The sequence below is a fragment of the Billgrantia montanilacus genome (assembly GCF_003336675.1).
Taxonomy (GTDB): domain Bacteria; phylum Pseudomonadota; class Gammaproteobacteria; order Pseudomonadales; family Halomonadaceae; genus Halomonas; species Halomonas montanilacus.
This window is the reverse complement of record NZ_QPII01000008.1, coordinates 103,392-127,824: the sequence shown is the minus strand read 5'-3', so window position 1 is coordinate 127,824 and position 24,433 is coordinate 103,392. Positions and strand designations below refer to the sequence as shown.

At 62.3% G+C, this 24,433-nt stretch carries 25 protein-coding genes; 9 read left to right on the top strand and 16 right to left on the bottom strand.

Annotated features, from left to right (window positions below; translation table 11 throughout):
• Positions 1-126: 126 nt before the first annotated feature.
• On the bottom strand, positions 127-2,262 hold the full coding sequence (nosR, locus tag DU505_RS12450) for a transcriptional regulator NosR (RefSeq protein WP_114479311.1): 2,136 nt from the start codon (positions 2,260-2,262) through the stop codon (positions 127-129).
• A gap of 371 nt (positions 2,263-2,633) precedes the next feature.
• On the opposite strand from nosR, the gene DU505_RS12445 reads away from it, so the two are divergent.
• The 4 genes from DU505_RS12445 (at position 2,634) to DU505_RS12430 (ending at position 4,497) form a co-directional block, all read left to right on the top strand.
• Positions 2,634-2,972 (top strand): hypothetical protein, encoded by a 339-nt coding sequence (locus tag DU505_RS12445; RefSeq protein ID WP_114479310.1) that lies wholly within the window; start codon positions 2,634-2,636, stop codon positions 2,970-2,972.
• A gap of 130 nt (positions 2,973-3,102) precedes the next feature.
• Entirely contained in the window at positions 3,103-3,474 is a 372-nt protein-coding gene (locus DU505_RS12440; protein ID WP_181872816.1) for a c-type cytochrome, read from the top strand.
• An 85-nt stretch (positions 3,475-3,559) separates the two neighbouring features.
• A complete protein-coding gene (locus DU505_RS12435) occupies positions 3,560-4,123 on the top strand; it encodes a hypothetical protein (RefSeq protein ID WP_114479308.1) in 564 nt (187 codons plus the stop codon).
• Positions 4,123-4,497, top strand: a complete 375-nt coding sequence (locus tag DU505_RS12430; RefSeq protein ID WP_114479380.1) for a DUF6164 family protein — start codon at positions 4,123-4,125, stop codon at positions 4,495-4,497. The genes DU505_RS12435 and DU505_RS12430 overlap by 1 nt, the downstream gene beginning before the upstream one ends.
• A 25-nt stretch (positions 4,498-4,522) precedes the next feature.
• Here the strand turns inward: DU505_RS12430 and DU505_RS12425 are convergent, their stop codons facing one another.
• The 10 genes from DU505_RS12425 to DU505_RS12380 form a co-directional block, all read right to left on the bottom strand.
• Positions 4,523-4,924, bottom strand: a complete 402-nt coding sequence (locus tag DU505_RS12425; protein WP_181872815.1) for a copper-binding protein — start codon at positions 4,922-4,924, stop codon at positions 4,523-4,525.
• Between the two features lie 71 nt (positions 4,925-4,995).
• A complete protein-coding gene (locus DU505_RS12420; protein WP_114479306.1) occupies positions 4,996-5,550 on the bottom strand; it encodes a hypothetical protein in 555 nt (184 codons plus the stop codon).
• 73 nt (positions 5,551-5,623) lie between these two features.
• Positions 5,624-5,974, bottom strand: a complete 351-nt coding sequence (locus DU505_RS12415; protein WP_114479305.1) for a cupredoxin domain-containing protein — start codon at positions 5,972-5,974, stop codon at positions 5,624-5,626.
• 27 nt (positions 5,975-6,001) lie between these two features.
• Positions 6,002-7,681 (bottom strand): NapC/NirT family cytochrome c, encoded by a 1,680-nt coding sequence (locus tag DU505_RS12410; RefSeq protein WP_245947925.1) that lies wholly within the window; start codon positions 7,679-7,681, stop codon positions 6,002-6,004.
• 173 nt (positions 7,682-7,854) lie between these two features.
• Positions 7,855-9,465, bottom strand: a complete 1,611-nt coding sequence (locus DU505_RS12405; protein ID WP_114479304.1) for a nitrite reductase — start codon at positions 9,463-9,465, stop codon at positions 7,855-7,857.
• A gap of 269 nt (positions 9,466-9,734) precedes the next feature.
• A complete protein-coding gene (locus DU505_RS12400) occupies positions 9,735-10,502 on the bottom strand; it encodes a Crp/Fnr family transcriptional regulator (protein ID WP_114479303.1) in 768 nt (255 codons plus the stop codon).
• Between the two features lie 28 nt (positions 10,503-10,530).
• Positions 10,531-11,433, bottom strand: coding sequence for a c-type cytochrome biogenesis protein CcmI (gene ccmI / locus DU505_RS12395; RefSeq protein WP_181872814.1), 903 nt, complete (start codon positions 11,431-11,433; stop codon positions 10,531-10,533).
• 15 nt (positions 11,434-11,448) lie between these two features.
• Positions 11,449-11,922, bottom strand: a complete 474-nt coding sequence (locus DU505_RS12390; RefSeq protein ID WP_114479301.1) for a cytochrome c-type biogenesis protein — start codon at positions 11,920-11,922, stop codon at positions 11,449-11,451.
• Positions 11,919-12,497 (bottom strand): DsbE family thiol:disulfide interchange protein, encoded by a 579-nt coding sequence (locus tag DU505_RS12385; protein WP_114479300.1) that lies wholly within the window; start codon positions 12,495-12,497, stop codon positions 11,919-11,921. The genes DU505_RS12390 and DU505_RS12385 overlap by 4 nt, the downstream gene beginning before the upstream one ends.
• The gene (locus DU505_RS12380) at positions 12,497-14,503 is read right to left on the bottom strand and encodes a heme lyase CcmF/NrfE family subunit (RefSeq protein WP_114479299.1); all 2,007 of its coding nucleotides are present in this window, start codon (positions 14,501-14,503) and stop codon (positions 12,497-12,499) included. The genes DU505_RS12385 and DU505_RS12380 overlap by 1 nt, the downstream gene beginning before the upstream one ends.
• Positions 14,504-14,890: 387 nt before the next feature.
• Here DU505_RS12380 and DU505_RS12375 point away from each other — a divergent pair, with 387 nt between their 5' ends.
• Positions 14,891-15,415: a peptidylprolyl isomerase gene (locus DU505_RS12375; RefSeq protein ID WP_281271459.1), complete on the top strand. Its 525-nt coding sequence runs from the start codon at positions 14,891-14,893 to the stop codon at positions 15,413-15,415.
• A gap of 468 nt (positions 15,416-15,883) precedes the next feature.
• On the opposite strand, the gene DU505_RS12370 is transcribed toward DU505_RS12375, so the two are convergent.
• Together DU505_RS12370 and hemE are read right to left on the bottom strand one after the other, a co-directional pair.
• Positions 15,884-16,252, bottom strand: coding sequence for a VanZ family protein (locus DU505_RS12370; protein WP_114479298.1), 369 nt, complete (start codon positions 16,250-16,252; stop codon positions 15,884-15,886).
• Positions 16,245-17,327, bottom strand: coding sequence for a uroporphyrinogen decarboxylase (gene hemE / locus DU505_RS12365; RefSeq protein WP_114479297.1), 1,083 nt, complete (start codon positions 17,325-17,327; stop codon positions 16,245-16,247). The genes DU505_RS12370 and hemE overlap by 8 nt, the downstream gene beginning before the upstream one ends.
• Before the next feature lie 185 nt (positions 17,328-17,512).
• Between hemE and ribA the strand changes: the two genes are divergently transcribed.
• Both ribA and trhA read left to right on the top strand, forming a co-directional pair.
• Positions 17,513-18,148 carry a GTP cyclohydrolase II gene (gene ribA / locus DU505_RS12360; protein ID WP_114479296.1) on the top strand — a complete coding sequence of 212 codons (636 nt, stop codon included), beginning with the start codon at positions 17,513-17,515 and terminating at the stop codon, positions 18,146-18,148.
• Positions 18,149-18,249: 101 nt separating this feature from the next.
• Positions 18,250-18,921 (top strand): PAQR family membrane homeostasis protein TrhA, encoded by a 672-nt coding sequence (gene trhA, locus DU505_RS12355; protein ID WP_114479295.1) that lies wholly within the window; start codon positions 18,250-18,252, stop codon positions 18,919-18,921.
• 6 nt (positions 18,922-18,927) lie between these two features.
• Here trhA and DU505_RS12350 read toward each other — a convergent pair whose 3' ends face one another.
• Complete coding sequence (locus tag DU505_RS12350) at positions 18,928-19,557, bottom strand: glutathione S-transferase family protein (RefSeq protein ID WP_114479294.1); 630 nt, start codon at positions 19,555-19,557, stop codon at positions 18,928-18,930.
• Between the two features lie 116 nt (positions 19,558-19,673).
• On the opposite strand from DU505_RS12350, the gene DU505_RS12345 reads away from it, so the two are divergent.
• Both DU505_RS12345 and DU505_RS22585 read left to right on the top strand, forming a co-directional pair.
• The gene (locus DU505_RS12345; protein ID WP_147273076.1) at positions 19,674-20,108 is read left to right on the top strand and encodes a hypothetical protein; all 435 of its coding nucleotides are present in this window, start codon (positions 19,674-19,676) and stop codon (positions 20,106-20,108) included.
• Between the two features lie 7 nt (positions 20,109-20,115).
• Complete coding sequence (locus DU505_RS22585) at positions 20,116-20,280, top strand: hypothetical protein (RefSeq protein ID WP_181872812.1); 165 nt, start codon at positions 20,116-20,118, stop codon at positions 20,278-20,280.
• A gap of 617 nt (positions 20,281-20,897) precedes the next feature.
• Here DU505_RS22585 and DU505_RS12340 read toward each other — a convergent pair.
• The gene (locus DU505_RS12340; RefSeq protein WP_114479292.1) at positions 20,898-22,940 is read right to left on the bottom strand and encodes a CocE/NonD family hydrolase; all 2,043 of its coding nucleotides are present in this window, start codon (positions 22,938-22,940) and stop codon (positions 20,898-20,900) included.
• A 59-nt stretch (positions 22,941-22,999) separates the two neighbouring features.
• Positions 23,000-24,301: an ATP-grasp domain-containing protein gene (locus DU505_RS12335; protein ID WP_114479291.1), complete on the bottom strand. Its 1,302-nt coding sequence runs from the start codon at positions 24,299-24,301 to the stop codon at positions 23,000-23,002.
• Positions 24,302-24,433 lie beyond the last annotated feature (132 nt).

Here is a 24,433-nt window from a genome sequence, read left to right as displayed (position 1 = left end):
GTTTCATTTTGTCGAGAGAAGTCTCGATGCCGACGCTATGTTCGGCCTTCACTGTCCAGCGACACGTCGGACGTCGTTGACGCGAGTCGCATCGCCGGGGTAACGCTACCGAGGGGCATGACTCCCTCAGGTGCTGTCTGTGGCCACTTCCGTCGCGGGTATACGCTGCTTGTCCGCTGCCTTGCTGCTCAACCTTGTGGCCTTTTCCCGACGCTTGCGCTGCACCACCATGGGCGGGCACTTGCGGTCGTTGTAGTAGGTCACCTGGCAGTCGAGGCAGTAATGACATTCGTTCGGGTTGATGTGGCCGTCGGGATGGATCGCACCGATATGACATTCGTTGGCACATATCTGGCACGGTTTGCCGCACTCCTTGTGCCGACGCAACCAGTCGAACAGACGGATGCGTGACGGAATGGCCAACCCCGCCCCAAGCGGACACATGTAGCGACAGAAGAACTTGTGATTGAAGGCGCTGATCACCAGTAGTACTACGGCGTAGAGCACGAAGCCCCATTCACGCTGGAACTTGAGCAGCACGGCCGTCTTGAAAGGCTCCACCTCAGCGTAGACTTCAGCCTGCGCCAGCGAGTGCAGCGATACGGCAAAGAGTGCCAAGAGAATGATGTACTTGAGCGCCCAGAGCCGCTCATGGATGAAGAAGGGCACCTTGACCTGGGGGACACGCAGCTTGATTGCCACGGCACTGATCAATTCCTGCATGGCACCGAAGGGACAAAGCCAGCCACAGTAGACACCGCGGCCCCACAGCAGCAGCGATACCGCCACGAAGCTCCAGAGAATGAACATCATCGGGTCCATCAGGAAGGTGGACCACTGGAAATCGGTGAACAGGGCATTGGCAAAGGTGAGGACATTCACCACCGAAAGCTGGGCAAGCGCGTACCAGCCAATGAAAACCACCGTATAGACCAGAAAGCTGTAGCGTAGCCCATGCAGCAACCGGGGCCGCTTGACCAGCCAGTCCTGGAACAACAGGGTGAAGGTCAGCACACCTAGGCCCAGGCCGAGCACCACGATGTGCAGCACTCGGTCCTCCCATACCGATATCCATAGCGGACGATCTTCCTCGGTCATGGCATCGGCTATCGGCTCGGGAATATCGAGGAAGCGCTCGGGCACTTTCACATCCGAAGCAAAGCCGGCAAACTCGGTATCCAGTGCACCGACCTGGCGACGCACCAGCAACTCGACCTCCCATGTCTGGGCCGGATCGAAGCGTGACTCCTCCCGCAGAATGAAGATGTCGCGCTCAGGTAATCGCGGCGCACCTTCGGCTTCAACGCCCCAAAGCCGCCGCATGTCGGAATCGTGGAACTGGTCGGAGCGACTACCGTGATGGACCAGTATGCGATCGTAGATTCCGCCACGCACGAAGCCGGACCCCTTGAACGAGTAGCGGCCATCCGCCATCAGTGCCAAGGCGTGTTCGTTGTCGCCTAGGCTTTCCATCAATTGTTCGTACTGGCTGTCGCCGAGGAGGTTGCGCCCGATTGTTGGAACGTTGAGATAGGCGAAATAGAGGTCGATGAAGGTTTCATCCTCGCGCCCTTCCGGTGCCGTTTCGACGCCTTCTGCATCCGTTCCGATAAAGGCCTCATCCACCTCGCCACGGGTCACATGGAGGTGGCCAATCGCCCCCATTTCATTCAGTTCATCCCAGCTCGCCTCCTCGAATATATCGTCACGCACCGTAGCCGGCTCGGCGACCCCAGCGGTAATGATACCCAGCTGACGTGCCAGCTGTCGGGCCGAACGCATGATGCCCTCGCCCATCACTACCACGGTCACGGTCGCACCCGATACGGCATCCACTCGCTCGTACCCTTCACGGTCCTGACGCGACAAGCCAACCCGGACTTTTTGCCGTACCGACTTACCGGCATATTGGCCGACAAAGTCGTCGAGCACCGACTCGGGGATACCCACCAGCATGATCGGTTCGGAATGATCCAGCACCTGCACGCCGGTAATCTTTCCCTCAAGGTCCATTCCCACCCGCATGTTGACAGGGTGGCCCGAGTAAGCGGGGATGGGCGCTATATCGTTGGTCTCGAAGACATACCCGATCAATTCGCCGTCACCAATCACAGGCATGGCAGGCGCATCGTCCAGTGGCTGCCCGACGCTCTCTGCCCCCGGGAATACCTCTGTCAACCACTCGGCCGACATTGCGACAACCGGTGCCACGGTGGCAATAAGGAAGGACAGTGCCAGCAGCCAGATGCGCAGCAGCCTCATTCGACTCGTCTCCAACAGGTACAGCTCGGCTGGTTATTCGCCTGTCCGTTTCCCGTAGCGCATCCCCTGGTTGCCAAGCCCAGGAAAGCAACTAGCGTGTTTAGTGACCAGCGAAACCAGCAAGGAATCAGGTATTCTCGATACTTGTTTGACGTTAGCACAGACTGGGTTTGAAAACCTGACCTGTATCAAACCTGTCAACTCAGGTCAAAAAGCGGGTGGCAAGCCGTGTTAATACCGTTAATGATGAATGGGCTGCTCGCCATGGTGACAGGCCAAATAACGGTCCTGCAGGCACCTTCTCGCCCGCGAGGCAAGGTGTTAGGCTCGGACCAAACTTAATGCTCTTTCCTAGGGGTCATGGAGTTCCCATGAATCACATTGCACCCAGTCCCGTTCACGATTCGCTCATTACCCACCAACGCCAGCTGGTGACGGAATACGCCTTCTGCCTAGGGGCAATCCCGACGACGATCCGGGTGCGCGTCTATCGCCAGTTGGATGGGAATCGCTACAGCTGCGAGCAGAGCCATTATATCCAGACGCCGCTGCAGGCCGAGCCGATCTATGAGAGCGCCGACGACCACGCCAGCCTCGACGACTGCCTGACGACAATCACCGGTGACATGGCCACTCAGTACCGCAAGGCCGAGGAGGCGGGGCACGATCCATCGGAGGACTGGTTGCTGCCCAGCAGGGACTACGAATAACCGACATCGACCACCGATGGCTGTCCCGCTTATCGTCAGTTCTGCTCGACTCGTTCTGACCTGCATCAAGGGCTTTTTTGCGCTTGGCGGATACACTGATAAGAACCGTATTCGCCCCCACGAGGTCGATATGCACATCGTCATCACAGCTCTGGCCCTATCACTGGTCTTGTCGGTCGCCGGCGCTACCGCTGCGACTGCGGCTGAAACAGCATCCGATGCTGTTGACACAGCGCCTCAGGAAAGCACGTTCCTTCACGGCGGCGACCCGGCACGTGGCGCCGAAATGGCCAAGCTGTGTATCAGCTGCCACGGCCACCAGGGACGCAGCGTCACCTCGCGCTATCCCAGCCTTGCCGGCATGGATGAGACGCGGATCGTCGAGGGCATGAAGTCACTGCGTGCCGGAGAGAAGGGGCACATGATGGCCAACATGACCCGAGGCCTGAGCGATCAGGACATTGCCGACCTGGCGGCCTATTTCTCCAGCCTGGACCCCTGAGCCAAGGCCATGCACACGGCCTCGGGGTCGGCTCGTCGTGCCCGGGATGCTACCATCGGAGGCTCGTCGCCCCAGGAATCCGGTCATGATCCCGATCACTCGCCCCACCTCGCGCCACACGCCCTTATGGCTGCTGCTTGGCAGCCTGCTTGCCGCTCCGCTGGTCCATGCCACCAACTTCAATACCAGCGACATCGAAGCACATGGGCATTGGCACTCCCTGACCCTGTCACTGGGTGACGAGCGCCATTTCCGCGCCCTGCAGGAGACGAGCTACAGCGACTCCATCCTCAGCCTGAACTTCACGCCCGGTGTCTGCGACCTTCCCTGGCTCGAATTGCGCGTGGAGCTCGACGAGCATCAGGCCGAAAGCCGGGTCGCCAACCTGGTGCCCGGCGATCTTCGGGTCGACCACGAGACCATTCACAACGGCATGGCGGAGTTCGTCACCCAGCGGGGCGACAGCGGCTTCTATGTCAATTTCTATCTCGACGAACAGGGGCTGCTGGTCGAGGAGATGCGCGCGGGCGAGACGCTTCTGCTACGTCTCGATCGCGGCGAAGAGGACTACTGGTTCATGAGTTTCGACCTGAACGGTGCCGATTCGGCTATCGGCCGTGCCGAGCGCCTGTGCGAGGCGGCCAGCTGATGGCAACACTCCTGTTTCGATTTACCCATGTTTCCGAAGAGGAAGTGTGGGAAGTCCGCCAGCTGCTCGAGGAGCATGGCTTCGACACCTACGAGACCAACGCCGGCTTCTGGCGGCTGGGCGTCGACGCCATTTGGCTGCGTGATGCTTCTCAACTGGAAGCGGCGCGGAAGGTGCTCGACCGCTACCAGGCCGAACGTCAGGAGCGAGCGCAGCAGCAGCATGCGGAACAGGTCCAGCACGGCCAGGCGCCGACCCTTTGGCAACGCCTGCGCCATCACCCCATACGGATGCTTCTGGTCGGCCTGGCCGTCGTGGCCATACTGGCGCTGACGCTGGTGCCGTTCGTCGGGCTCATCGAGACATCCGGTTAGCCGGACAAGACGACAGCTCACACTATCAGTAGCCCACGGCCTCGCGCAGCTGAGGCGGCAGTTCCAGCTCCGTCTGGGAGGGGAGCAGCTCGAGATCGCTGGCGTACCAGACTCGCCCCGCCTCGATGCGACTGAACATCCGGAAAGCCACCTTGTCACCCGGCTCAAGCGCCGGCAGCGCCTGACCTTCAGGGAGGCGCAGATGCATGCGCATGGCCATCATGACATCCGGTATGGCCTCGTGAGCCATCGTGACGCGACCTTCGCCCTCGTCGAATCCGAGAAAGATTCCGCGAACCTCATGAGGACCCGAGGCCTCCTGAGACGCCTCGCTATCGTGTCCATGTCCCTGATGATCCTGCTCGGCCTGGACTGATACACTCAGCATCGTGGCTGCCAGCAGCACCAGTAGTGGCTTGATTTTCATGATTTGTCGATCCCAAGCATGAAAGCCGCCCATTGAGAGCGGCCACTGAAGCGTGTCACGTGTGGAGAGGCTCAGCGAAACATCTGAGTATCGAGATACTCAACCGACAGGTAATCCTCGAAAGACCAGAGCCGCACGAAGCGCCCCCTTTCGCGGGCCTCGTCACCATCGCCTCCCCAGACGGTGAGACTGTTCGGCGTTTCCGGCATGCCATCCTGTAGCTGCTCGAACCACCATTCGGCCATTTCCTCTTCCCAGGGCTTGCCGTAGCGCGCTTCGAGTTCCGCCTTCACGCTGGCGTAGTCTTCCACATTGGGGTGGAAGGCCACTACCAGGGCGAGCTGGTCGCGCCCCTCCGGAAAGACATAGCGCAAGTCGGTTGCCGGCTCATTCTCGGCCTGAAGCTCGCCGTCGATGATGAGGTCATTGTCCTCGGTCTCCTGGACCGAGACGTTGACGACCTGGTCCTGCTCCAGGCGCTCCAGCACCACCTCGGATGACATGCCGAAGTCGGCGCTGCGATAGCCGGTGGGGCTCTCCGAAGCCATCGCACCACTGGCCGTCGACAAGGCCAGTGAGGCCAGCAGTCCGCCGAACAGTGCGGCGGGTCGAGTGATTGTCGGCATGCAAACTCCTCTGTTTTCGGTGCCCACGGGCGCCACATACTCGTCGTGGCGCCACAGGCTTGTCGTTGAAGGCCTACTCGGCCTCGACGACACGGATCACGCCACGCATGTCGCGATTCTCATGGGGCTGGCAGTAATACTCATAGGTCCCCGGTTCCTCGAATGTACGCTCCCAGCTCTCGTCGGGAAACAGCCGGGGCGAGCCCGTGTCCTCGTCGGGAAAGTAGACGTCGTGGCTCGTGCGCTTCTCTGCGCTAACCCAGCGTACCGTCGTTCCCACCGTCACCTCGAGCTCGGCGGGGTGGAAGCCGTAGTCGAGCATTTCCACCTCGACCACATCCTCGCCGGCCTGGGCCGCCCCGCTCAGCAGCAGGGCAACCAGGGCGGTGGCAACAGCAACAGGCGTCAGAAGTCGTCTTGCCATGTGAACGTCCTCCTCTGTAACCGGGTATTACCGTGAAATGCGCGTGGCATTGATTTCAACCATGTCCTCCTCATAGTCGCCCGGTATCTCGGCGTCAAACGCCAGCCCATACTGCCAGGAGACGTGATGGAAGCGTGAGTCGGCATGGTCATCGTGCAGCGCCACGTTGAAGCTGTACTTGCCATCGGTCGATAGCGGCTTGTCGCCTTCCACACCGGTGCGCAAGGCACGCGTCAGGTAGGCCGTCCATACGCCATCTTCCTCTCCGGCGCTGAACACGATGGCCTGACTGTCGGCAAAATGACGCTCATCGAGGATATAGCCTGCCTCGGTGGAACCGTCGCCGCTGTTGAAGCGCGCCACATCCAGGTAAACACCGCCATCGAGCAGCTCCTGAATTTCCTGCTCCTCCTTCAGCTTGTCCCAGCCACCGCGGGCTGCGCCGCGACGCCCACGAACTTCCACTTCGGTACGGCTCTCGGTGAGATACTTGGTCACGCCCCCATTGCTCATCAGGTCGAGCCTTTCAGACAGCTCGCTTTCGGCCAGGGCCTCTGCTTCTGGTGCATCCGGCATGTAGGTCGAATCATGGTGACAGCTCGCCCAGCAACCGGCCCGGTCCGCCATGTCGACCCGATCATCCGAGAAGCTAACGGTCAGCTTCATGGGGTTGTCCGGGTCCATCATGCCGCCATCGACGAAGGGCAGCGGGGCGTGTTCGCCGGCTTCCCACTGGAAGCGCATGAACAGGTAGTCGTCGTCGAAGGAGGCCTGCACGGTCATCGGGACGTGGCCGCGCTTGTCGCCCAGGTCATAGGTCTCGATCTTCTCGGCACTGACCGCCATCTGGCCGATCTGCTCTTCTTCACCCTGGTGACACCAGATGCAGCGGTCGCCGAAGCTGAAGGCGCGGCCGCCGCCGTGCTCGCTACCGTCCTGGATCCACTCGATGGAAGCCTGGCCGGGCAGGAACAGCGTCATGTCCAGGGCCGGAACATCATCCCAGTTCAGAGTGGCGGCGATGTCGCCTTCGGCGGCAACTGCCTCGCCCAGCTCCTCAGCTTCCAGCGGCATTTCGGGCTCGTCACGGACCGCGTCAGTGGCCGGCTCGTCGTGCTCGAAACGGGCCAGCCACACCTCGGACTCGTCCCAATTTTCGGGCAGCTCATGGGCGATACCCTGGTGGCACTCGATGCAGGTCTGGCCCTGCTCGAAGGCGCGGGCGTGCTCGCGGGAGGCGCGGGGCGCCTGCTCTTCGAGATCCATGGCCGACCAGTCATGACAGTTGCGACACTCGCGGGAGTCGGTACGCAACATGGAGCGCCACACGTTCTCGGCCAGATGCAGGCGCTTGCCCTCGAATTTCTCCTTGGTATTGATCGTTCCCAGCATCCAGTGCCATACCTCGCGGCTGGCCTCGATCTTGCGGATCATCTTCGGCCCCCAGGCATCGGGCACATGACAGTCCGAACAGGTCGCCCCGACGCCGGTGGCATTCTGGAAATGCGGGCGCTCTTCATATTCCTCATAGACCCAGCTCATCTCGTGGCAGGCCGTACTGCAGAATTTGAAGCTGTTGGTGGCCTCCATCACGGTATTGAAGCCACCCCAGAACAGAATGCCGGCAATGAAGAAAACCACGGCGGCGCCAAGCGATGCCCCCATGATGGTGATCTTGCGCCAGTTGCGAAGACGCTCCCCTTTCATGTCAGTCTCCCGAAATTGTCATGACACGGTTCTTGCTATAGTTAGCCTGCCTTGCCGCCTGGTTGAGGTGGTGTTGTCCGGCCCCTTGCTCAGACGCTCCCCTGCATGGAACGGGAAACGGCTGAAGAAGGAGCCGGGACGCCCAAGGACGCCCCGGCGGGTTCAGCGATTGATCAGCCGATGTGCTTCTTGCGGTTGTAGACGTTGAACTTGCCGGTTGGCGTGTTCAGATTCTCGATGACCGCCTTCACTTCCAGGGTCTTGTCGTCGTAGACCACGATGGCGCCGTCATCCTGGTGACCGCGACCGCGGGCCCAGATGGAGACCCACACCTCGGTTCCGGTCTGGTCGTACTCCATGTGCACGGCAACGGCGTCATGCTCGATAGGCCGATCGGCCACATGGATCGGAGTCAGCTCACGTGTCTCCTTGTCCATGACCATGACCCACTGGTTGACGTCGGACTCCGGGTGCATGGCCTGGTCGATCCAGACGTTGCCGGAATCCGGGTGGCTGCGCACGAAGAGCCCGGGGCCGTCGGTCTCGACGCTGCCGCAGATCTCCCACGCCTGGTCGGGATGCCCTTCGGGATCGTTGCCCCAGAAGGTCATGCGGCCTTCACCCAAGTGGGTGGTGCCGGCAACCGGACCACACTCGGAGTCGATCCAGTTGGCACCCGGGCCCGGGTGAGGGATCTGACCGGTGTTGAGCATGCCCACGCGCTTGCGGGTCTCGGTGTCGACGAACACCATCAGATTGCTGAAGTTCGCCGCGATCTGGAAATAGCGGCCGGTGGGATCGAAGAAGCCGTCATGCAGGAACTCGGCGGACTCGATATGATCGATACGCAGGTTCTCCAGGTCACTGTAGTCGACCTGCCAGATCTGACCGGTCTCCTTGACGTTGACCAGCCAGGACGGCGCGTTGGGGGTGTTGTAGAGTGCCGCGACGCGAGCCTCGTGGACGTAGTTGCCCTCGGTGTCGTAGCCACGGGTGGAGACGACCTTCAGCGGCTCCATGGTTTCGGCATCGGCAATCACGAAGTGCGGCGGCCAGTAGGCGCCACCGATGACGTACTTGTCCTTCCACTCACCGTAGTGAGAGACGGCCACGTCGCGGGCGTCGATGCCGATGAACACCTCGGCGGTCACCTGGGGCGGATCCATCCACAGGTCGATCTTGGACAAGCGGCCGTCACGACCCTGGACGTACCAGAAGCGGCCGTCTGAGCTCTCCTTGGCTACGTGCACGGCATAGCCGGTCTCGGCCTCGGTGACGAGCTCCTTGGTGTCGCCGTCGATGATGCCCATGGCGCCACGGTCACGCAGGATGGTGACCATGAAGTTTTCCCAGTTGCGGTCGTGCTGGGGCTCGGTGGGCCACTCCTCCTGCGGCACCAGGATCTTCCAGGTATCGCGGATATCGGAGAGCGACATTTCCGGCGGCTCTTCCGGCGTCTGCTGGATGTACTTGGAGATCAGCTCGATCTCGTCGGGATCGAGGATGCCGTCGAAGTTGTTCATCCCGCCTTCGGTGCCCAGCGTGATGATGCTCTCCAGACGACGCTGGCCCAGCTCCTGGGTCGTCTCGGGCAGCAGGTCGGGGCCGGTGGCACCCTTGCGCAGGGTGCCATGACAGCCCGCACAGCGTGAGAAGTAAATCTGGCCAGCGCGCTCCAGCTCTTCGGCGGACATTTCCGGGGCCGCGGCGTGGGCGGTGCCCATCATGGCGGCCAGCGGGAAGCTGAGGGCGAAGATCCCCTTGCTCAATGCTCTCTTATACATAACGTGCCTCGCTTGGTTTCCCCTTCGGGTAGTACCTGGCGGGTGCCCCAGCCTGACCACTTTTTTGAATTCCAGTCGGTCATGGCCATCAGCCACCCTCCACCTGGACCAAGTAGAGCAGCTTTGCCGCCCCCCTCACTTGACCACTGTCAATAGATGCATCCTGTAGTTGACTTATGTCACAAGAGACGCCAAGAAATTTGCCGAAAAGCCGTCGGCCCGAAAGAATCGGGCCGGCGTAAGGCAGCGTCAGGGGAAGGGTTCGGCTCTCAGCGACAGGACTGGATCGCGCCGGAAACGGATACCTTGGAGCCACCGTTCAGGGCCGCAGGGGCCACCGAGGGCTGGCCGCAGGCATTGGCGAAGCGGCGCAGGGCCGCGACATCGTCTATCTGTACGCAGTTGCGCTCGCAGCTGACGCCGACATCCCTGAGGCGGGCCATGGCCCGGGAAAAGCTCTCGGGCTTCATGCCCAGGCGGCCGGCAATCAGCATCTTGTCACAGGGCAGGCAGACGGTGGCCTGATGGGCATCGCAGGGGCAGAGCGAGACGATGAATGACGCCAGGCGCTGATAGGTGGGCTGGTTGGTCAACTGGTCGAGCTGGCGCACCAGGTAGCGCAGCAACCCCGACAGATTCGCCAGCAGGTTGAGCGCCAGGCCGTGGTTCTGCTCCAGGGTGGTGAGGAAGTGGTCGGCGGTAAAGACCAGCAGCCGGGCATCCTCGGCCACCGCGGCATGGACCGGGAAACCCAGCCGGTCGAACATCGCCGCCTCGGCGAAGGACTCGCCGCGGGTGAAAAGCCCGACCATGCACTCGTTGCCATCGGGGCTCTCGCGGAACAGCTTGACCCAGCCGTCCAGCACCACATAGAAACGATCCGCCGGCTCGCCCTCGCTGAACAGCAGCGTACCGCGACGATAGCTGCGCTCCACAGCGCCGCCGGTCAACAGCGCCAGGGTCTCGTCCCCCAGCCCTCGAAACAGGGGCACCTGCCGAACGGCCTGCAGTGCCTCACGGCTCAATGTCGGCCTCATGACCACCTCCTCGAATATGGCTTCACGTTCAGCCCTCCGCAGCGGGCAGGGCCACCTGGGACAGGTTGCCGCGGATGATGTCTGCCTCCGGTGAATCGTCCGGCAGCACACCGAGCAGATGTTCCCAGTGGCGGCGTGCGGCCTCGAAATCCGCCTCCTCGAATGCCAGGGAGCCGGCCATCCAAAGCCCTTGGGCGTGGTCGGGATCGATGGCCAGTGCCCGCTCGATCAGCGCGCGGGGCTCCCCCTCAAGGCTGCCCTGCCGCTCCGCCAGCACATCCGCATAGCGAGTCAACAGATTCGGGTCGCGATCGCCGCCGTGGACCATCGCCTCGCGGAAGGCGCGCTCGGCGGCCGCCAGGTCATCCAGGAACGTCAGTGTCCGACCGAGCAGGATCCAGCCCTCGAGATCATCGGGGTTCTGCGCGAGCCGACCTTGCAGCTGTTGCGAAAGCTGTTCGAACTGGCGCTGCATCGCTTCCTCGGTGACCGGCGGGGGTTCCGGCATGCTGGCCACCTCACCCGGCGGGAGCTGGGTGGCAAAGACCTCGTCGGCATAACCCACGCCCAGGTAGATGCCCACGGCCATGAAGGGCAGCAGGGCGACGCTGGCGAAGGCGGCGATGCCCGCCATGCGGCGCGGCCCGCGGACTTCACCGGCCGGTGCCTCATTGGCATCCGGCTCGAAGGCACCGCTGTCGAGGAGCTCTCGCTCGAGATCCGCCAGCGCGGTGTCGTACTGCACCTGTGTCAAGGTGCCCGTCGCCAGGTCCTGGTCGAGCTCACGGACTCGGTCGCGGTGGACCTTGAGGTTGATCGCCCGGCGAGAGTGACCCGTCTCGCAGCGCGGCTCCCGCAGCAGCGGATAGACCACGAAGGCCAGCGCCATCACGCACAACAGCATGGCAACTATCAGGAATGTTCCGTTCATCATCGCCTCCGGGGTTCACTCGCCGCTGCGCATGCGTTGCAGCGTCGCGCGCTCCTGTTCGGTGAATTCCGGGCGCTGCGCCATGCGCTTGCGCCCCACTATCATTCGCCACCAGGCGATGCCCCCGACCAGCAGCAGCAGGAAGGGGCTGGCCCACAGCAGGGCGGTGTTGGCCTGCAGGGGCGGCCGATAGCGCACGTAATCGCCATAGCGCTGCACCATGAAGTCGACGATGGCATCGCCATCGTGGCCGGCCAGGGTCATCTCATAGACCCGACGGCGCATGTCGGCGGCAAGCTCGGCGTTGGACTCGTGAATGGTCTCGCTCTGGCACACGGTGCAGCGCAGCTCGCGCACCAGGGTGTCGTACTGGCGCTTCTGGGCCTCGCTTTCGAAGTCGATCGGCTGGCCGATGGCCAGCGCCATGGCAAGGCCCGCCGCCAGCCAGAGCGGCAAGCCAAGCAGACTCAGGAATAGGGATCGCTTCATGACTGCGCCACCCTCCTGCTGTCACTTGCCCGCTGCTCGGCCCTCAGCTTTTCCGCTCTCAGTTTTTCAACCAGGGGCAGCACCTCGTCGAGCAGCAGCTGTCGGCTGAGCGGCCCGATGCGCTTGTAGCGGATCACACCTTCGGCATCGAGCACATAGGTCTCCGGCGTGGCGTAGACGCCCCAGTCGATACCGGCATCGCCGCGGGGGTCGTAGGCAATGGTTCGATAGGGATTGTCGCTGACGCTGAGGTAGCGCAGCGCCGCATCGCGCTCGTCGCGATAGTTGAAGGCATGAATGGGAATACCGCCGGCGGCCAGCTCCATGAGCAGCGGCTTCTCGGCTCGGCAGGTGCTGCACCAGGTGGCCCAGACGTTGACCAGCGCCACCTCGCCGATGAAATCCTGCTCAGTAAGAAGCTGCCCGGCATCTTCCAGCGCTTCGAGCTCGAAGGCCGGCGCCGGCTTGCCCACCAGCGGCGATGGCAGGTCGCGGGAGTTCATGCCCAGGCCGATGAACAGCAGGCCGAGCAGGGCCGATGTGGCTATGAGCGGGATCAAGAGACGCAGATTCATCAGGTGGTCACCTCCCGAGTGGGGGCATTGCCCTGGGCGCCGGCGCCGCGCCGGCTATCGACGGCGCGATTGCGTGCCAGCCGGTAGCGCCGGTCGCAGGCCGCCAATAACCCGCCCAGGGAGAGCAGGATGGCGCCGGACCACATCCAGAACATGTAGGGCTTGTAATAGAGACGGAAGCTCCAGGCGTCGCCCACCAGGCGCTCCCCCAGGGAAACATAGACATCGCGGGTCGCCGAACGATTGAGCGAGGCCTGGTTCATGGGGTTGCCGGGCTGAGTGTCGTAGTAGCGGCGCTGGGGCATCAGGGTCGCCACGGGGCGGCCGTCACGGGTCACATTGACAACCGCCTGGTCCGCATCCCAGTTGGGGCCGCGCACCGTTTCCATGCGCAGCAGGGTGAAGTCGAACCCGGCCGCCGATTCGGTCTGGCCCGGCTGCATGCGCACGTCGCGCTCGACCTCGTAGGTGTTGACCATGGCGATGGCCACTACGATCAGCGCCAGCCCCACATGGGCCAGGTGCATGCCCATGAAACTCGGCCGCATGACCTTGCGCAGCCGTGCGGGAAAGGGTTGCCGTGACGACCCCATGCGCTTGTGGATATCTAGCAGCGCGGTAAGGACGATCCAGCTGGCGAGCATCAGCGACAGAGCGGTGAGCGGCCGCCAGGCGCCCATGGTAAGCGGCCAGAGCCCACCGGCGATGACGCTCACCAGCAGAGCCCAGCGCAGCTGGCGGAAAGTATCGCTGGGGTTGGCCTGTTTCCACATCACCGCGGGGCCGAGGCCGATCAGGAACAGCAACGGCAGCATCACCGGGGTGAACACGGCATCGAAGTAGGGAGGCCCCACCGAGATCTTGCCCAGGCCGAAGGCGTCCAGCGCCAGCGGATAGAGGGTGCCGATAAACACGGCGGCGCAGGCCACTGCCAACAGCACATTGTTGGCCATCATCAGCGATTCGCGGGAGTACCAGGCGAAGGAGCCGCCAAGCCCCACCTTGGGTGCCCGCCAGGCGTAGACGGTCAGCGAACCGAGCAGGGTGATGGTGAGCATGCCGAGGAGAAATACGCCGCGCTCCGGGTCGGTGGCGAAGGCGTGGACCGAGGTGATGACCCCCGAACGTACGATAAAGGCTCCCAGCACGGTCAGGGCAAAGGTGAGGATCGCCAGCATCAGCGTCCAGACCTTGAAGCCGCCACGCTTCTCCGTTACCGCCAGCGAGTGGATCAGTGCGGTGGCGGTCAGCCAAGGCAGGAAGGAGGCATTCTCCACCGGATCCCAGAACCACCAGCCGCCCCAGCCCAGCTCGTAGTAGGCCCACCAGGAGCCGACAGCGATCCCCAGTGTGAGAAAGACCCAGGACACCGTGGTCCAGGGGCGTGACCAGCGTGCCCAGGCGGCATCGAGCCGGCCGCCGATCAGGGCCGCCATGGCAAAGGCGAAGACCACCGCCGTACCCACATAGCCCATGTAGAGCAACGGCGGATGCAGGATCATGCCCGGGTCCTGCAGCAGCGGGTTCATGCCGCGCCCATCCATGGGCCCCGGGACGATGCGCTCGAAGGGGTTGGAGGTGAACACGGTGAAGGCGAGGAAGCCGATCGAGACCATGCCCATCACGGCCAGCACCCGCGCCAGCATTTCCCGAGGCAGCGACCGGCTGAAGATCGCCACGGCAACACCCCAGGCAGCCAGCAGCCACACCCACAGCAGCAGCGACCCTTCATGGCCACCCCAGACGGCCGTGACCTTGTAGATCGTCGGCTGGCTGAGGCTAGAGTGGCTGGCCACATAGCGCACCGAGAAGTCGCTCACTACGAAGGCCCAGACCAGCACCGCCAGGGAGAGCGACAGGAAGACGAACTGCCCGGTAGCCAGGAAGCGTCCCGTGCGCATCAGGCGGGCATTGTCGAAGTACGTGCCCAGCAGGGGCAATACGCTCTGGACCACCGCCAGGCATAGCGCCAGTATCAGTGCGAAGTTTCCGAGTTCCGCCACCATGGGTTGGCTACCTCCTGCCTATCCCCGGCTCGGAGAGGATTACCCTGCCTGCCGGTCACTATCTGGATATTCATGGGCGAGGCATCACGGCTTGGAAGAGATCAGCGGAAGGTGCCCCGACCCGCATAACCGAATGGTCCGGCGATCGGCGCATAAAAGCCATACTGCGTACTTCTTTACTCCGGTCACTTGTGACCCACGTCAAACAATCCAGCGTGGCGGGATGTCGCGCCGCCGCCTCATGCATCGAAAGCCTGACATCGGGGCCGTTCAGACCGTAAGCTAGGCACATTCACAACGACCACAACGTCTCTTCTTGCTGCAAACAGGAGTCCCTCCGTGCTGAAACGAACTCTGTTGACCCTTCTCGTCGCCGGCACCCTGCCGCTGGCCGCCCAGGCCGATGCGACCGACGCCGATGTCATCCTGCATACCAACCACGGCGAGATCGCCATTGAGCTGTTCCAGAAAGAGGCCCCCGAAAGCGTCAACAACTTCCTGACCTACCTGCAGGACGGCCACTACGACGGCACCGTCTTCCACCGCGTGATCGACGGCTTCATGATCCAGGGTGGCGGTTTCGACGAAGACTTCCGCCAGAAGTCCACCCGGGATCCGATCACCAACGAGGCCGACAATGGCCTGAAGAACGAGCGCGGCACCCTGGCCATGGCGCGTACCGGTGCCCCGCATTCGGCCACCGCCCAGTTCTTCATCAATGTGTCCGACAACGCCTTCCTCGATCACCAGGGCACCCACTCCGGCCAGGCCTGGGGCTATGCGGTGTTCGGCCAGGTAGTGGACGGCATGGATGTGGTGGACACCATTCGAGCGGTACCCACCACCACCCGGGGGCCGTTCCAGGACGTCCCCACCGAGCCGGTGATTATCGAGCGTGCCGAGCTGCGCTAGCCATGAAACGATTGCCAGGCTGAAAACGACGGCGCCCCGTCACCTTGCGGTGACGGGGCGCCGTTGCGTATCAGTGCTACAAGCCTAGGCCGGTGTTTTTATGAAGCCTCGGACCGAAGCTGAAGCTTCCTCCGACAGCTTCGTGGCACCGTTGGTGGATAGAATCGCTGTCGGAGCGCTGCTCTGCATCGCGACTGGCGCCGTCAGGCGCCGTCAGGCGCCTCGGCGGAGGCTGAAAGTTGGTTGTCGTCGCGAATACCGGCAACACCGTCGGGAGGCCTGCGGCCTCCAGTCGTGAGCTAAAGCTTCCTCCGACAGCGTCGTGGCACCGTTGGTGGATAGAATCGCTGTCGGAGCGTTCGGTTCGGCGCTCCGACTCCGCATCGCGACTGGCGCCGTCAGGCGCCTCGGCTGAGGCCTCTTTCAGTGTGGCTCAAGATTGGCCCGATGGCTGATCAAGGTGAGTAATCAGGTAAACCTTTTGCGAAACGCATGCAATACCAGCACGGCAGTGGCCGCGCCAAGGCTGTTGGCCAGGATATCCCACCAGTCCCCGCCGCTGCGGCCGGGCACCGGTACTTGCAGGTATTCGATGCAGATGCCGAAAAGCACCACGAAAACGAAGGTGCGCACCAGCGGCAGCCCGGCCAACCCAACCAGGCCCGCCAGGCCCGCATAGCCGACGAAATGGTTCAACTTGTCCCAGGGCAGGGTCCTGGGCATCTCGCTGCCCGGGGTCAGGCTGCCGATGGCAATGACAATGGCCGCCAGAATGGCCAGCACCGCCCAAAGGCGGTGCCGGTCATGCCAGGTTTGCAGCGTGCTTCTGTCAGGCATTCTGGTACTGGATGGTGCGGTGATACTGCGGGCTCAGCTCGTTCAGCGCATCCATGAAGGCGGTGACGTTATCCGGATCGGTGAACTGGCTGATACCGTGGCCCAGGTTGAAGATATGCCCCGGCCCGTGCCCGTAACTGTCGAGTATCCGCCCCACCTCGGCGCGAATGGCCGCCGGGCGGGCGAACAGCACGTTGGGGTCCAGATTACCCTGCAGCGCGACCTTGTGACCGACCCGGGCGCGGGCGTCGGAAAGCTCCGTGGTCCAGTCGATGCCCACGGCATCCGGCCCGGCAAGGGCGATATCCTCGAGCCACTGGCCACCGTTCTTGGTGAACAGGATCACCGGTACGCGCCGGCCCTCGTGTTCGCGGATCAGGCCGGCGACGATCTGCTCCATGTAGCGCAGCGAGAACTCCAGGTAGGCCGGCGTGGAGAGCACCCCGCCCCAGGTGTCGAAGATCTGCACCGCCTGGGCACCGGCCCGAATCTGGGCGTTCAGGTAATCGGTGACCGCATAGGCCAGAGTATCGAGCAGCTGGTGCATGGCATCGGGATTGGCGTAGAGCATGGTCTTCACATGGCGGAAGTCCTTGCTCGAGCTACCTTCGACCATGTAGGTGGCCAGCGTCCAGGGGCTGCCGGAGAAGCCGATCAGCGGTACGCGGCCGTTGAGTTCGCGGCGAATGGTAGAGACCGCGCGCATCACGTAATCCAGGTCGCGCTCGGCATCCGGCGCCTTCAGCGCTTCCACGTCGGCCGTAGTCCGCACCGGCTTGCGGAATTTCGGCCCCTCACCGGTCTCGAAGTAGAGCCCCAGTCCCATGGCATCGGGAATGGTGAGGATATCCGAGAACAGGATGGCGGCATCCAGCGGATAGCGCTCCAGCGGCTGCAGCGTCACCTCACAGGCCAGCTCCTGGTTGCGACACAGGTCCATGAAGTCGCCGGCAACGGCCCGGGTGGCACGATACTCGGGCAGGTAGCGACCGGCCTGGCGCATCATCCATACCGGCGTACGATCCACCGGCTGGCGCGCCAGGGCGCGCAGAAAACGATCGTTCTTGAGTTCCATGCAGGCAGTCATCCACAGGAAATGTCGGGCCATTGTAGCGCATGATTTTGCGCAGGGCTTGACCGAGGCCAAGGGAAAGACGGAACGCGATTCGGCCAGTCGCTCAATCGTGAGCCTCGGCGGCGTTCCTGCTAGAATGCTGGATTCACTTCCGGCATCGCCGTGGTCTTTCACCGAGGTACCCCGTGACGATTCGATTCATCGCCGCCTCCCGGCTGCCCACACCCTGGGCCACCTTCACCATGCACGGCTTCGAGGACGACGCCACCGGCAAGGATCACATCGCCCTGACGCTGGGTGACGTGGCCGATGGCAAGCCTGTGCTGGGGCGGGTTCACTCCGAATGCCTGACCGGGGACGCCCTGTTCTCGATGCGCTGCGACTGCGGCTACCAGCTTCAAGAAGCGCTGAAGCGCATCGCCGACGAGGGGCGCGGCGTGCTTTTCTACCTGCGCCAGGAAGGGCGCGGCATCGGCCTGCTCAACAAGATTCGCGCCTACCACCTTCAGGATCAGGGTGCCGATACCGTAGAAGCCAACGAACAGCTGGGCTTCGGTGCCGACATGCGCCGCTACGATCTCTGCGTGCCCATGCTCGATCACCTGGGCATCCAGGGCCTGCGACTGATGACCAACAACCCGCGCAAGGTGGATGCCCTGACCAAGGCCGGCGTCATCGTTACGGAACGAGTTCCCCTTACCACCGGTCTCAATCCTCATAACGAGCACTATCTGTCGACCAAGGCCGGCAAGCTCGGCCACATGATGGCATTGGGCGATTTCACCCAAGCCAGCGACGTGGATATCGAACGCAAGCCCTGAGCCGCTGGCCGGCATCGGGCCCTCCTGACAGAGACATGCCGATGCCACATTCCGCGCCTTCGCCCAAGCCTCGCACCATTCCTCGAACCACTCCTCGAGCCATGCCCCCCTCCCTGCCGCGGGGTAAGCACCACCACAGCGCCATCGAGGAGTGGCTCAACAGCATCAGCCACGGTATCGGCGCGGTGCTGAGCGTCGTCGGTGTCGTGGTGCTGATCGTGCTGGCCAGCCTGGCCGCCCACGTCGACCCGTGGAAGATCGTCGGCATCAGCCTGTATGGGGTCACCCTGGTGCTGCTCTATACCGCCTCGACCCTCTACCATGGCGTTCGCCATCCGCGACTCAAGCGCGTGTTCCAGCACCTGGATCACTGTGCCATCTACCTGCTGATCGCGGGTACCTATACGCCCTTCCTGCTGGTCAACATGCGTGGCACCACCGGATGGACGCTGTTCGCCATCGTCTGGGGCCTGGCGCTGGCCGGGATTGCCTGCAAGCTCACCTGGCCCCACCGCTTCACCGTACTGCGGGTGACGATCTACCTGGTCATGGGCTGGCTGATCGTCTTCGCCAGCGGCGAGATGAGCGCCAGCCTGCCGACCGCCGGCATCGCCCTGCTCGCAGCCGGCGGTATCACTTACACCCTCGGCGTGATCTTCTTCGCCATCAGTGCGATCCCCTTCAACCACGCCATCTGGCACCTGTTCGTGCTCGGCGGCAGCACCTGTCACTATTTTGCGGTGTACGCCGCGGTGCTGCCGTTCGGGGTCTGAGGATACTCAGCGCGTCTCGGCCACCGGCTTATCGCGCTCGATGGCTCTGGCCAGGGCCGGGCGCGACATGCAGCGCTTGCGATAGTCGTTGAGCGCTTCCGGCAGGCGGTGCTTGAACTGCACGCCCCAGCTCAGGGTGTGGGCCAGCAGCACATCCGCCACGCTGAACCGATCTCCGGCCAGCCAGCCCTCTCCGTCGAAGCGACGCTGCACCGCACCCAGCGCCCGCTGGAACTCCCAGGCCGCGGTCGGCAGTACCGCCGGCACCCGCTGCTCCTGCGGCAGGGCGAACTTGTGCTTGGCCTGGGTCCATAGCGGCTGCTCCAGCTCGCTGACCACGAAGCTCATCCACTGATCGACCCGGGCCCGCCCCTCGATCGAGGCCGGCAGCAGGCCATCCGGTTCGCCATGACGTTCGGCCAGGTAGCGACAGATTGCCGTGGACTCGAACAGCGTCAGCTCGCCCTCCTCCAGCACCGGCACCTTGCCGTCGGGATGCCGTGCCAGGTGCGCTTCGCCCTGCCCCTCGCCAGCCATCATATCGACATGGCGGTAGTCATACTCGACCCCCAGTTCTTCAAGCACCCAGACCGCCCGTAGCGAACGGGAATTGGGGAAGCCATACAGCGTGATCATCAAGAAACTCCTTTTACTGGTGAGAGGCCGACAGCATGACGCTAACAGCGTAGCCGACGCCGGGGAACTGTACGACTGTGTGGACGGGCGCCCGCGTACTCACCTGGGTATTGCAGGTGTCCCCCTTGTTCGTGTTCGTCTCGGCCGCGGTCAGTGCCGACGGTGCCCAGCGCCGACTGGAACAGGACCATCGCCAGCTGCACTGGTGGGCAGGCCGGGCGCGCCCCACTGTGACCTACCTGGCAGTGCTGGTGGCGTTCGTCATCGTCGCCGCCTACACCGGGGGGCGCCTGCTCGGCTGGCTCAATGCCATTCTCGTCTTGCTGTTGCCGCAGCAGCTCGGCATCGCCTGGAAGCGCGGCTGCTTCTCCGGCCTGGGCTGCGGCCTCGCCCTGCTGCTGTTCGGGCTGCTGTGGCTGGCAGCCGCCGTGGCTTCCGGCTACCCGTCGCCATGGTCGATGGTGAATTCGGCGTGTCCAGCAACCTGCTTCCGCCCACCCTGCCCTGGTCGGCGTGATGTTGGTGCAGGTCGGCGTCGTTCTGACCTGTGAAGGGCCCATGCGCCGCCTGCTGGAGCGCCGCCGAGTCGACAGGGGGGTGACTATCCTCGGCGCCCTGCCCGGCGCCCTCTTCGGCCTGGCCGGCGTAGCGGCCGCCTCCTGGCTGCTGCGCGCCCACCCGCAGCCGATAGGAGAGCCACTGGGACGCACCGGGGCCGAGTAAGCTGAAACGAGGCCCTTGTAGGCTATTTCCTACAAATTCTATCGGCAATGTCTTACACGCTACTTGCCGCAGGTTAACGTCGGAGGGCCGACACAGTTGGCACAGTGAAGGCGTACTGAGCACGGAGGCTCAGCCAGGGACGACCGGGTCAGGAAGACTCGACTATCCAGGGATGCTCGGGGCGGAAGGATGCCCGAGGTGGATGTAAGGAAGCGAAGATCCAGCCCGGCCGAAAGGCCGGGCTTTTTCGTTTCCCGTATCTGGCTGACCTCGGCGCTAACCATTCGTAGCATTAAATCGACGATTTCTTACATGATTTTATATCACAGGTTAATTCGGTATCGGCTCTTGGCTGCTACTTTGTATGTACAGGGCAAGGGAAAGCCCAACATGGAAGGCCGAGCGACGGAACGCTCAGAAACCAAGGAGGCTTGGGAAGGATTCCCAAGATAGGTTGATAAGGAAGCGTCAAAGATTCGCCCGGCCCCCGCGGCCGGGCTTTTTCTTGGATTGAATTGCGCAACAACGGCCCCTGCTCAGGGGGGCAGCGCCCCCTCTCATGAAAAACGTTACCTATCCTCTCGAAAAAACGTTAACTGTTCGCAGCACTCCAGCACTCAAACAAGGTCGCGCGGGATTTCCTCATCCCAACTCTTAGAGAAAACCCGGCTATCACCCTCAAAGGCATCCATCGTGGCACGCAGCCGAAAACTTGCTGCGTTGGACGTCATCAATGTACGCGTCACACTGCGCACTTCCCAGCCGCCGCGTCGGAAAGTACGCTCCCACTCGGTCCAGCCGCTCAGGCTGTCGTAATTGCCGTAGGCATAAGTATAGCGCTCGACGACCCGTGCCGAGAGTTCCAGCTCGATGTCATCGAGACGAAAGGTACCTTGGTCATTGATGACTTCGAGTGTCGTCTGGTCATTGGCCAGGTCACGTATCACTCGCCACGCCTCCTGGCTCGGCTGTATCACGGTAACCGCCAGGGGCGGTGCTGCCTCCGGCGGGCTAAATTGGGGCAGTGCCTCTTCTTCCCGAGGCTGGGGCTCGCGGCATGGCAGGATCAATCGGCAGCCGACAGGGTGCACCGTCAACTTGACGGGAACTGGCGACGGCCAGGCCAGCGGCCAGTAACTGGTCGAAAGCGAGAGGCGTATAGCGTTGCCCACGGGAAAATTATGCGCGATGTGTTTAAGCGGAACGCGCACGTGATAACGCTTGCCGGGCTCCAGAGGCTGGGGAAATTCGTCACTGTCACGGTGGGTCAGGTTCAGCAGGCCATAGGAAATCCGGGTCGCCTTATCGTCATCGGCAATATCGCTGAGCCGTAGCGCCACCATCGCCACCGGCTGATCGGCTTCGATCTCGAGCTCGACAACGGGTTGTCCGCAAATCTCGATGTCCTGTTCGAGCCGTGCCGTCTGGAATATCAGCGAGCCGCCGTCCTCGTCGCGTTGATCGTGAGGCAGGTCCGGCGGGGCATTGTAGGAACACCACTTGCCAGCATACAGCCCTACCGATAGCGGCGAACGAACGGAAAGAGGAACATCGTCGCCCGATACGCAAGCCGTGGGACTCTGGGGGGCCGGCAGCAGGTCATGACCACTGGTGAAACGGAAGTGCTTCGATTCGATCCGCGGTGATGGCCAGCTCGGTTCGGCAACCCAGCGCCCCGGTCGTACCTCGTAGCGGGCCGACGGCGGAACCGATTCCTGCATCCATACACGCAGCATCGGCTCGTCCATGATGCCCGTTTCTTTGCCCTTCAACCAATAGTCCCACCAGCGTAGTGATTCCTGCAAAAAACCGATGGCCGGCCCCGGAACACCATGATAGGGATACATGTGCGCCCAAGGGCCAACCAGGCCCTTGCGTGGCACGTCGAGCCCCGCGAGCAACCGAAACACGGCGTTGCAATATCCGTCTGCCCAGCCGCTGATGGCATAGACGGGGCAGCGAATGCGTGAGAAGTCCTCGCAAACCGAGCCATGCTTCCAGTAGTCGTCGCGACGCTGATGCTGCAGCCAGGTAGCCAGCCAGAGCCCACTATGCTCAAGGCGCTCCAGCCACATGTCCCGCCAACGCTCACCAACCAACAGCGGGTCGGGTGGGCAGGTATTGCCATCGAACATGGTCGAGGCCCATGACAGGTTGTCGCCAAGCAGGCAGCCACCCATGTGGTGGACATCATCGGCGTAGCGATCGTCGGTCGAGCACAGCGTGATGACGGCCTTCAGCTCGGGCGGCTGCAGTGCCGCAATTTGCAGGCCGTTGAACCCGCCCCAGGAGATGCCGATCATGCCGACATCACCGGTACACCAGGATTGCTGACCCAGCCAGTGCAGGATTTCGACGCCATCGTCCAGTTCCTGCTGCAGGTATTCGTCGGTCAGCACGCCGTCCGATTCGCCACTGCCACGGATGTCTACACGAACCCCGGCGTAGCCGTGGCCGGCCCAATAAGCGTGCGTCTGAGCGTCACGCATCGCCGTCAGGTCTCGTTTGCGATAAGGCAGGTATTCGAGGATTGCCGGTACCGGATCACTCTCGGCATCCACCGGGCGCCAGATGCGTATGCCCAGCCGGCAGCCATCGGCCAGCGTGATCCAACCTTCCTCCTCCTGCACGTCGCGGGGAAAATCGTTGACGATATGCATGACCCTGCTCCCATTTTCGTAATTGGGTTTCTTACATTCATTGCCACGACGAGAACACGTCAGCCGACGATGTCCTCGAACGCAAAATTAAGCTGCTCGGCAAGGCGTGCGTAGTTCTCTTCCAGTGCGAGATCGTCGTCTGCACCCATCCACACGTAAGCCAGGGCGTAGCTGTAGCTGTCTTGCTCGGGCAGAGATGACAAGCGCATACCGATCTCGACCTGTACCGTGATCATGGTGCCGGGAAAGGCTTGCTGCAGTGTCTCGATCTCCTCGGCACTCGGTACTTGGCTGACGGTGGCATCGACAAAGAATACCCGATAGAAGAATTTCGCTGCGACCTTGAATGCCCCTTGACGGTAAGGCATGTCTGGCAACTGCCCAAGAGCCAGATCTACCGTCACTTGCTGATGGCTGATTCCATCGACCTTTTCGAACAGATCGCAATGCGACTGTGCAATGCGGGTATTGATCTCCAGCAGCCAGATGCGATCTTGCACTTCGTCCCAGAAATATTCGATGTTGAAAGCAGCATTGTCATAGCCGATATGGGCCATGACTTGGCGAGTCAGCTCCTGCATTTTTTCCTGAATGGAAGAAGGCAGGCGGGACGGATAACGATAATAGAAAAAGCTCAGGACTTGCGGATAGCGAATCGAATCGACAATGCCATAAGGAACAACGTCTCCTTGGAACACGTAACCCTCGACCGTACATTGCCAACCGCCGATGATCTCTTCCGCCATGCAGTGGCCACCATCGACCGAGCGTACGTCATCTGGCAGGTTGGCGTGCTCCAGCACGTAATTGAACGGTTCTGAAATCGTCCCGATTCCTTCACATAACCGCGCGACGGCATGGGCGAAGTCTTCGGGGCTTTCGATGCGAAATCCCAATCTCGAACCTGAGGATTTGATGGGTTTGACGAAGAAGGGAAAATACAGTCCCGCCTCACCTATATGCTGAAGTGCCTGGGCGTCGAAGGGGTCGAAGGCGGTAAAGCGAGGGATATAATCGGCCATCACCTCATGCTGAACGAGCCGACTCCAATACTTGTGCTCGCATTTGAGCAAGCTTTCTAGACTGGTAGAACGCGTCCCAAGCCGCTCGCAGAGCAGCGGCAGCATGGTCGAGACTGGAAAATCCATGTAGCCAACGATGGCATCGATAGGCTCTCTAAATTCTTTCAGCTGGGTTTCGGCTCTGGACAGCATGTCTTCGATAGGAAATATTTCCGTATCATTGACTTCCTCTGGCTCGATCACGCCATGAAACTGGTAATTCTCAGCTCCACGTAAATGCTCGAGCCGTTTACGATTGTGTTCATCCAGCCCGACAACAAAAATATTCCGGTCGCTCATGATCGCCTCCTGGCGCAAGCTCAGCTGACACAGTCCTCGCAGTCGCGGTACAACGGGTAGCAGGCAGGTATGGCGCTTGCCGTCCTGACCTACGGGCCATGCATGGGGAAGGCCGTTTATCGAAGCATAGCG

Bases quoted from the DNA above. Each gene is read 5' to 3' on its own strand.
- DU505_RS12390 (WP_114479301.1), bottom strand. From the start codon at position 11,922: ATGAAGCGATCCCTATTCCTGAGTCTGCTTGGCTTGCCGCTCTGGCTG.
- trhA (WP_114479295.1), top strand. From the start codon at position 18,250: ATGCCCCCCTCCCTGCCGCGGGGTAAGCACCACCACAGCGCCATCGAG.
- DU505_RS12430 (WP_114479380.1), top strand. From the start codon at position 4,123: ATGGCAACACTCCTGTTTCGATTTACCCATGTTTCCGAAGAGGAAGTG.
- DU505_RS12385 (WP_114479300.1), bottom strand. From the start codon at position 12,497: ATGAATCTGCGTCTCTTGATCCCGCTCATAGCCACATCGGCCCTGCTC.
- DU505_RS12440 (WP_181872816.1), top strand. From the start codon at position 3,103: ATGCACATCGTCATCACAGCTCTGGCCCTATCACTGGTCTTGTCGGTC.
- DU505_RS22585 (WP_181872812.1), top strand. From the start codon at position 20,116: ATGCGCCGCCTGCTGGAGCGCCGCCGAGTCGACAGGGGGGTGACTATC.
- DU505_RS12335 (WP_114479291.1), bottom strand. From the start codon at position 24,301: ATGAGCGACCGGAATATTTTTGTTGTCGGGCTGGATGAACACAATCGT.
- hemE (WP_114479297.1), bottom strand. From the start codon at position 17,327: ATGGAACTCAAGAACGATCGTTTTCTGCGCGCCCTGGCGCGCCAGCCG.
- DU505_RS12445 (WP_114479310.1), top strand. From the start codon at position 2,634: ATGAATCACATTGCACCCAGTCCCGTTCACGATTCGCTCATTACCCAC.
- ccmI (WP_181872814.1), bottom strand. From the start codon at position 11,433: ATGAACGGAACATTCCTGATAGTTGCCATGCTGTTGTGCGTGATGGCG.
- DU505_RS12435 (WP_114479308.1), top strand. From the start codon at position 3,560: ATGATCCCGATCACTCGCCCCACCTCGCGCCACACGCCCTTATGGCTG.
- nosR (WP_114479311.1), bottom strand. From the start codon at position 2,262: ATGAGGCTGCTGCGCATCTGGCTGCTGGCACTGTCCTTCCTTATTGCC.
- DU505_RS12410 (WP_245947925.1), bottom strand. From the start codon at position 7,681: ATGAAAGGGGAGCGTCTTCGCAACTGGCGCAAGATCACCATCATGGGG.
- DU505_RS12400 (WP_114479303.1), bottom strand. From the start codon at position 10,502: ATGAGGCCGACATTGAGCCGTGAGGCACTGCAGGCCGTTCGGCAGGTG.
- DU505_RS12405 (WP_114479304.1), bottom strand. From the start codon at position 9,465: ATGTATAAGAGAGCATTGAGCAAGGGGATCTTCGCCCTCAGCTTCCCG.
- DU505_RS12380 (WP_114479299.1), bottom strand. From the start codon at position 14,503: ATGGTGGCGGAACTCGGAAACTTCGCACTGATACTGGCGCTATGCCTG.
- DU505_RS12370 (WP_114479298.1), bottom strand. From the start codon at position 16,252: ATGCCTGACAGAAGCACGCTGCAAACCTGGCATGACCGGCACCGCCTT.
- DU505_RS12340 (WP_114479292.1), bottom strand. From the start codon at position 22,940: ATGCATATCGTCAACGATTTTCCCCGCGACGTGCAGGAGGAGGAAGGT.
- DU505_RS12420 (WP_114479306.1), bottom strand. From the start codon at position 5,550: ATGCCGACAATCACTCGACCCGCCGCACTGTTCGGCGGACTGCTGGCC.
- DU505_RS12350 (WP_114479294.1), bottom strand. From the start codon at position 19,557: ATGATCACGCTGTATGGCTTCCCCAATTCCCGTTCGCTACGGGCGGTC.
- DU505_RS12425 (WP_181872815.1), bottom strand. From the start codon at position 4,924: ATGAAAATCAAGCCACTACTGGTGCTGCTGGCAGCCACGATGCTGAGT.
- DU505_RS12415 (WP_114479305.1), bottom strand. From the start codon at position 5,974: ATGGCAAGACGACTTCTGACGCCTGTTGCTGTTGCCACCGCCCTGGTT.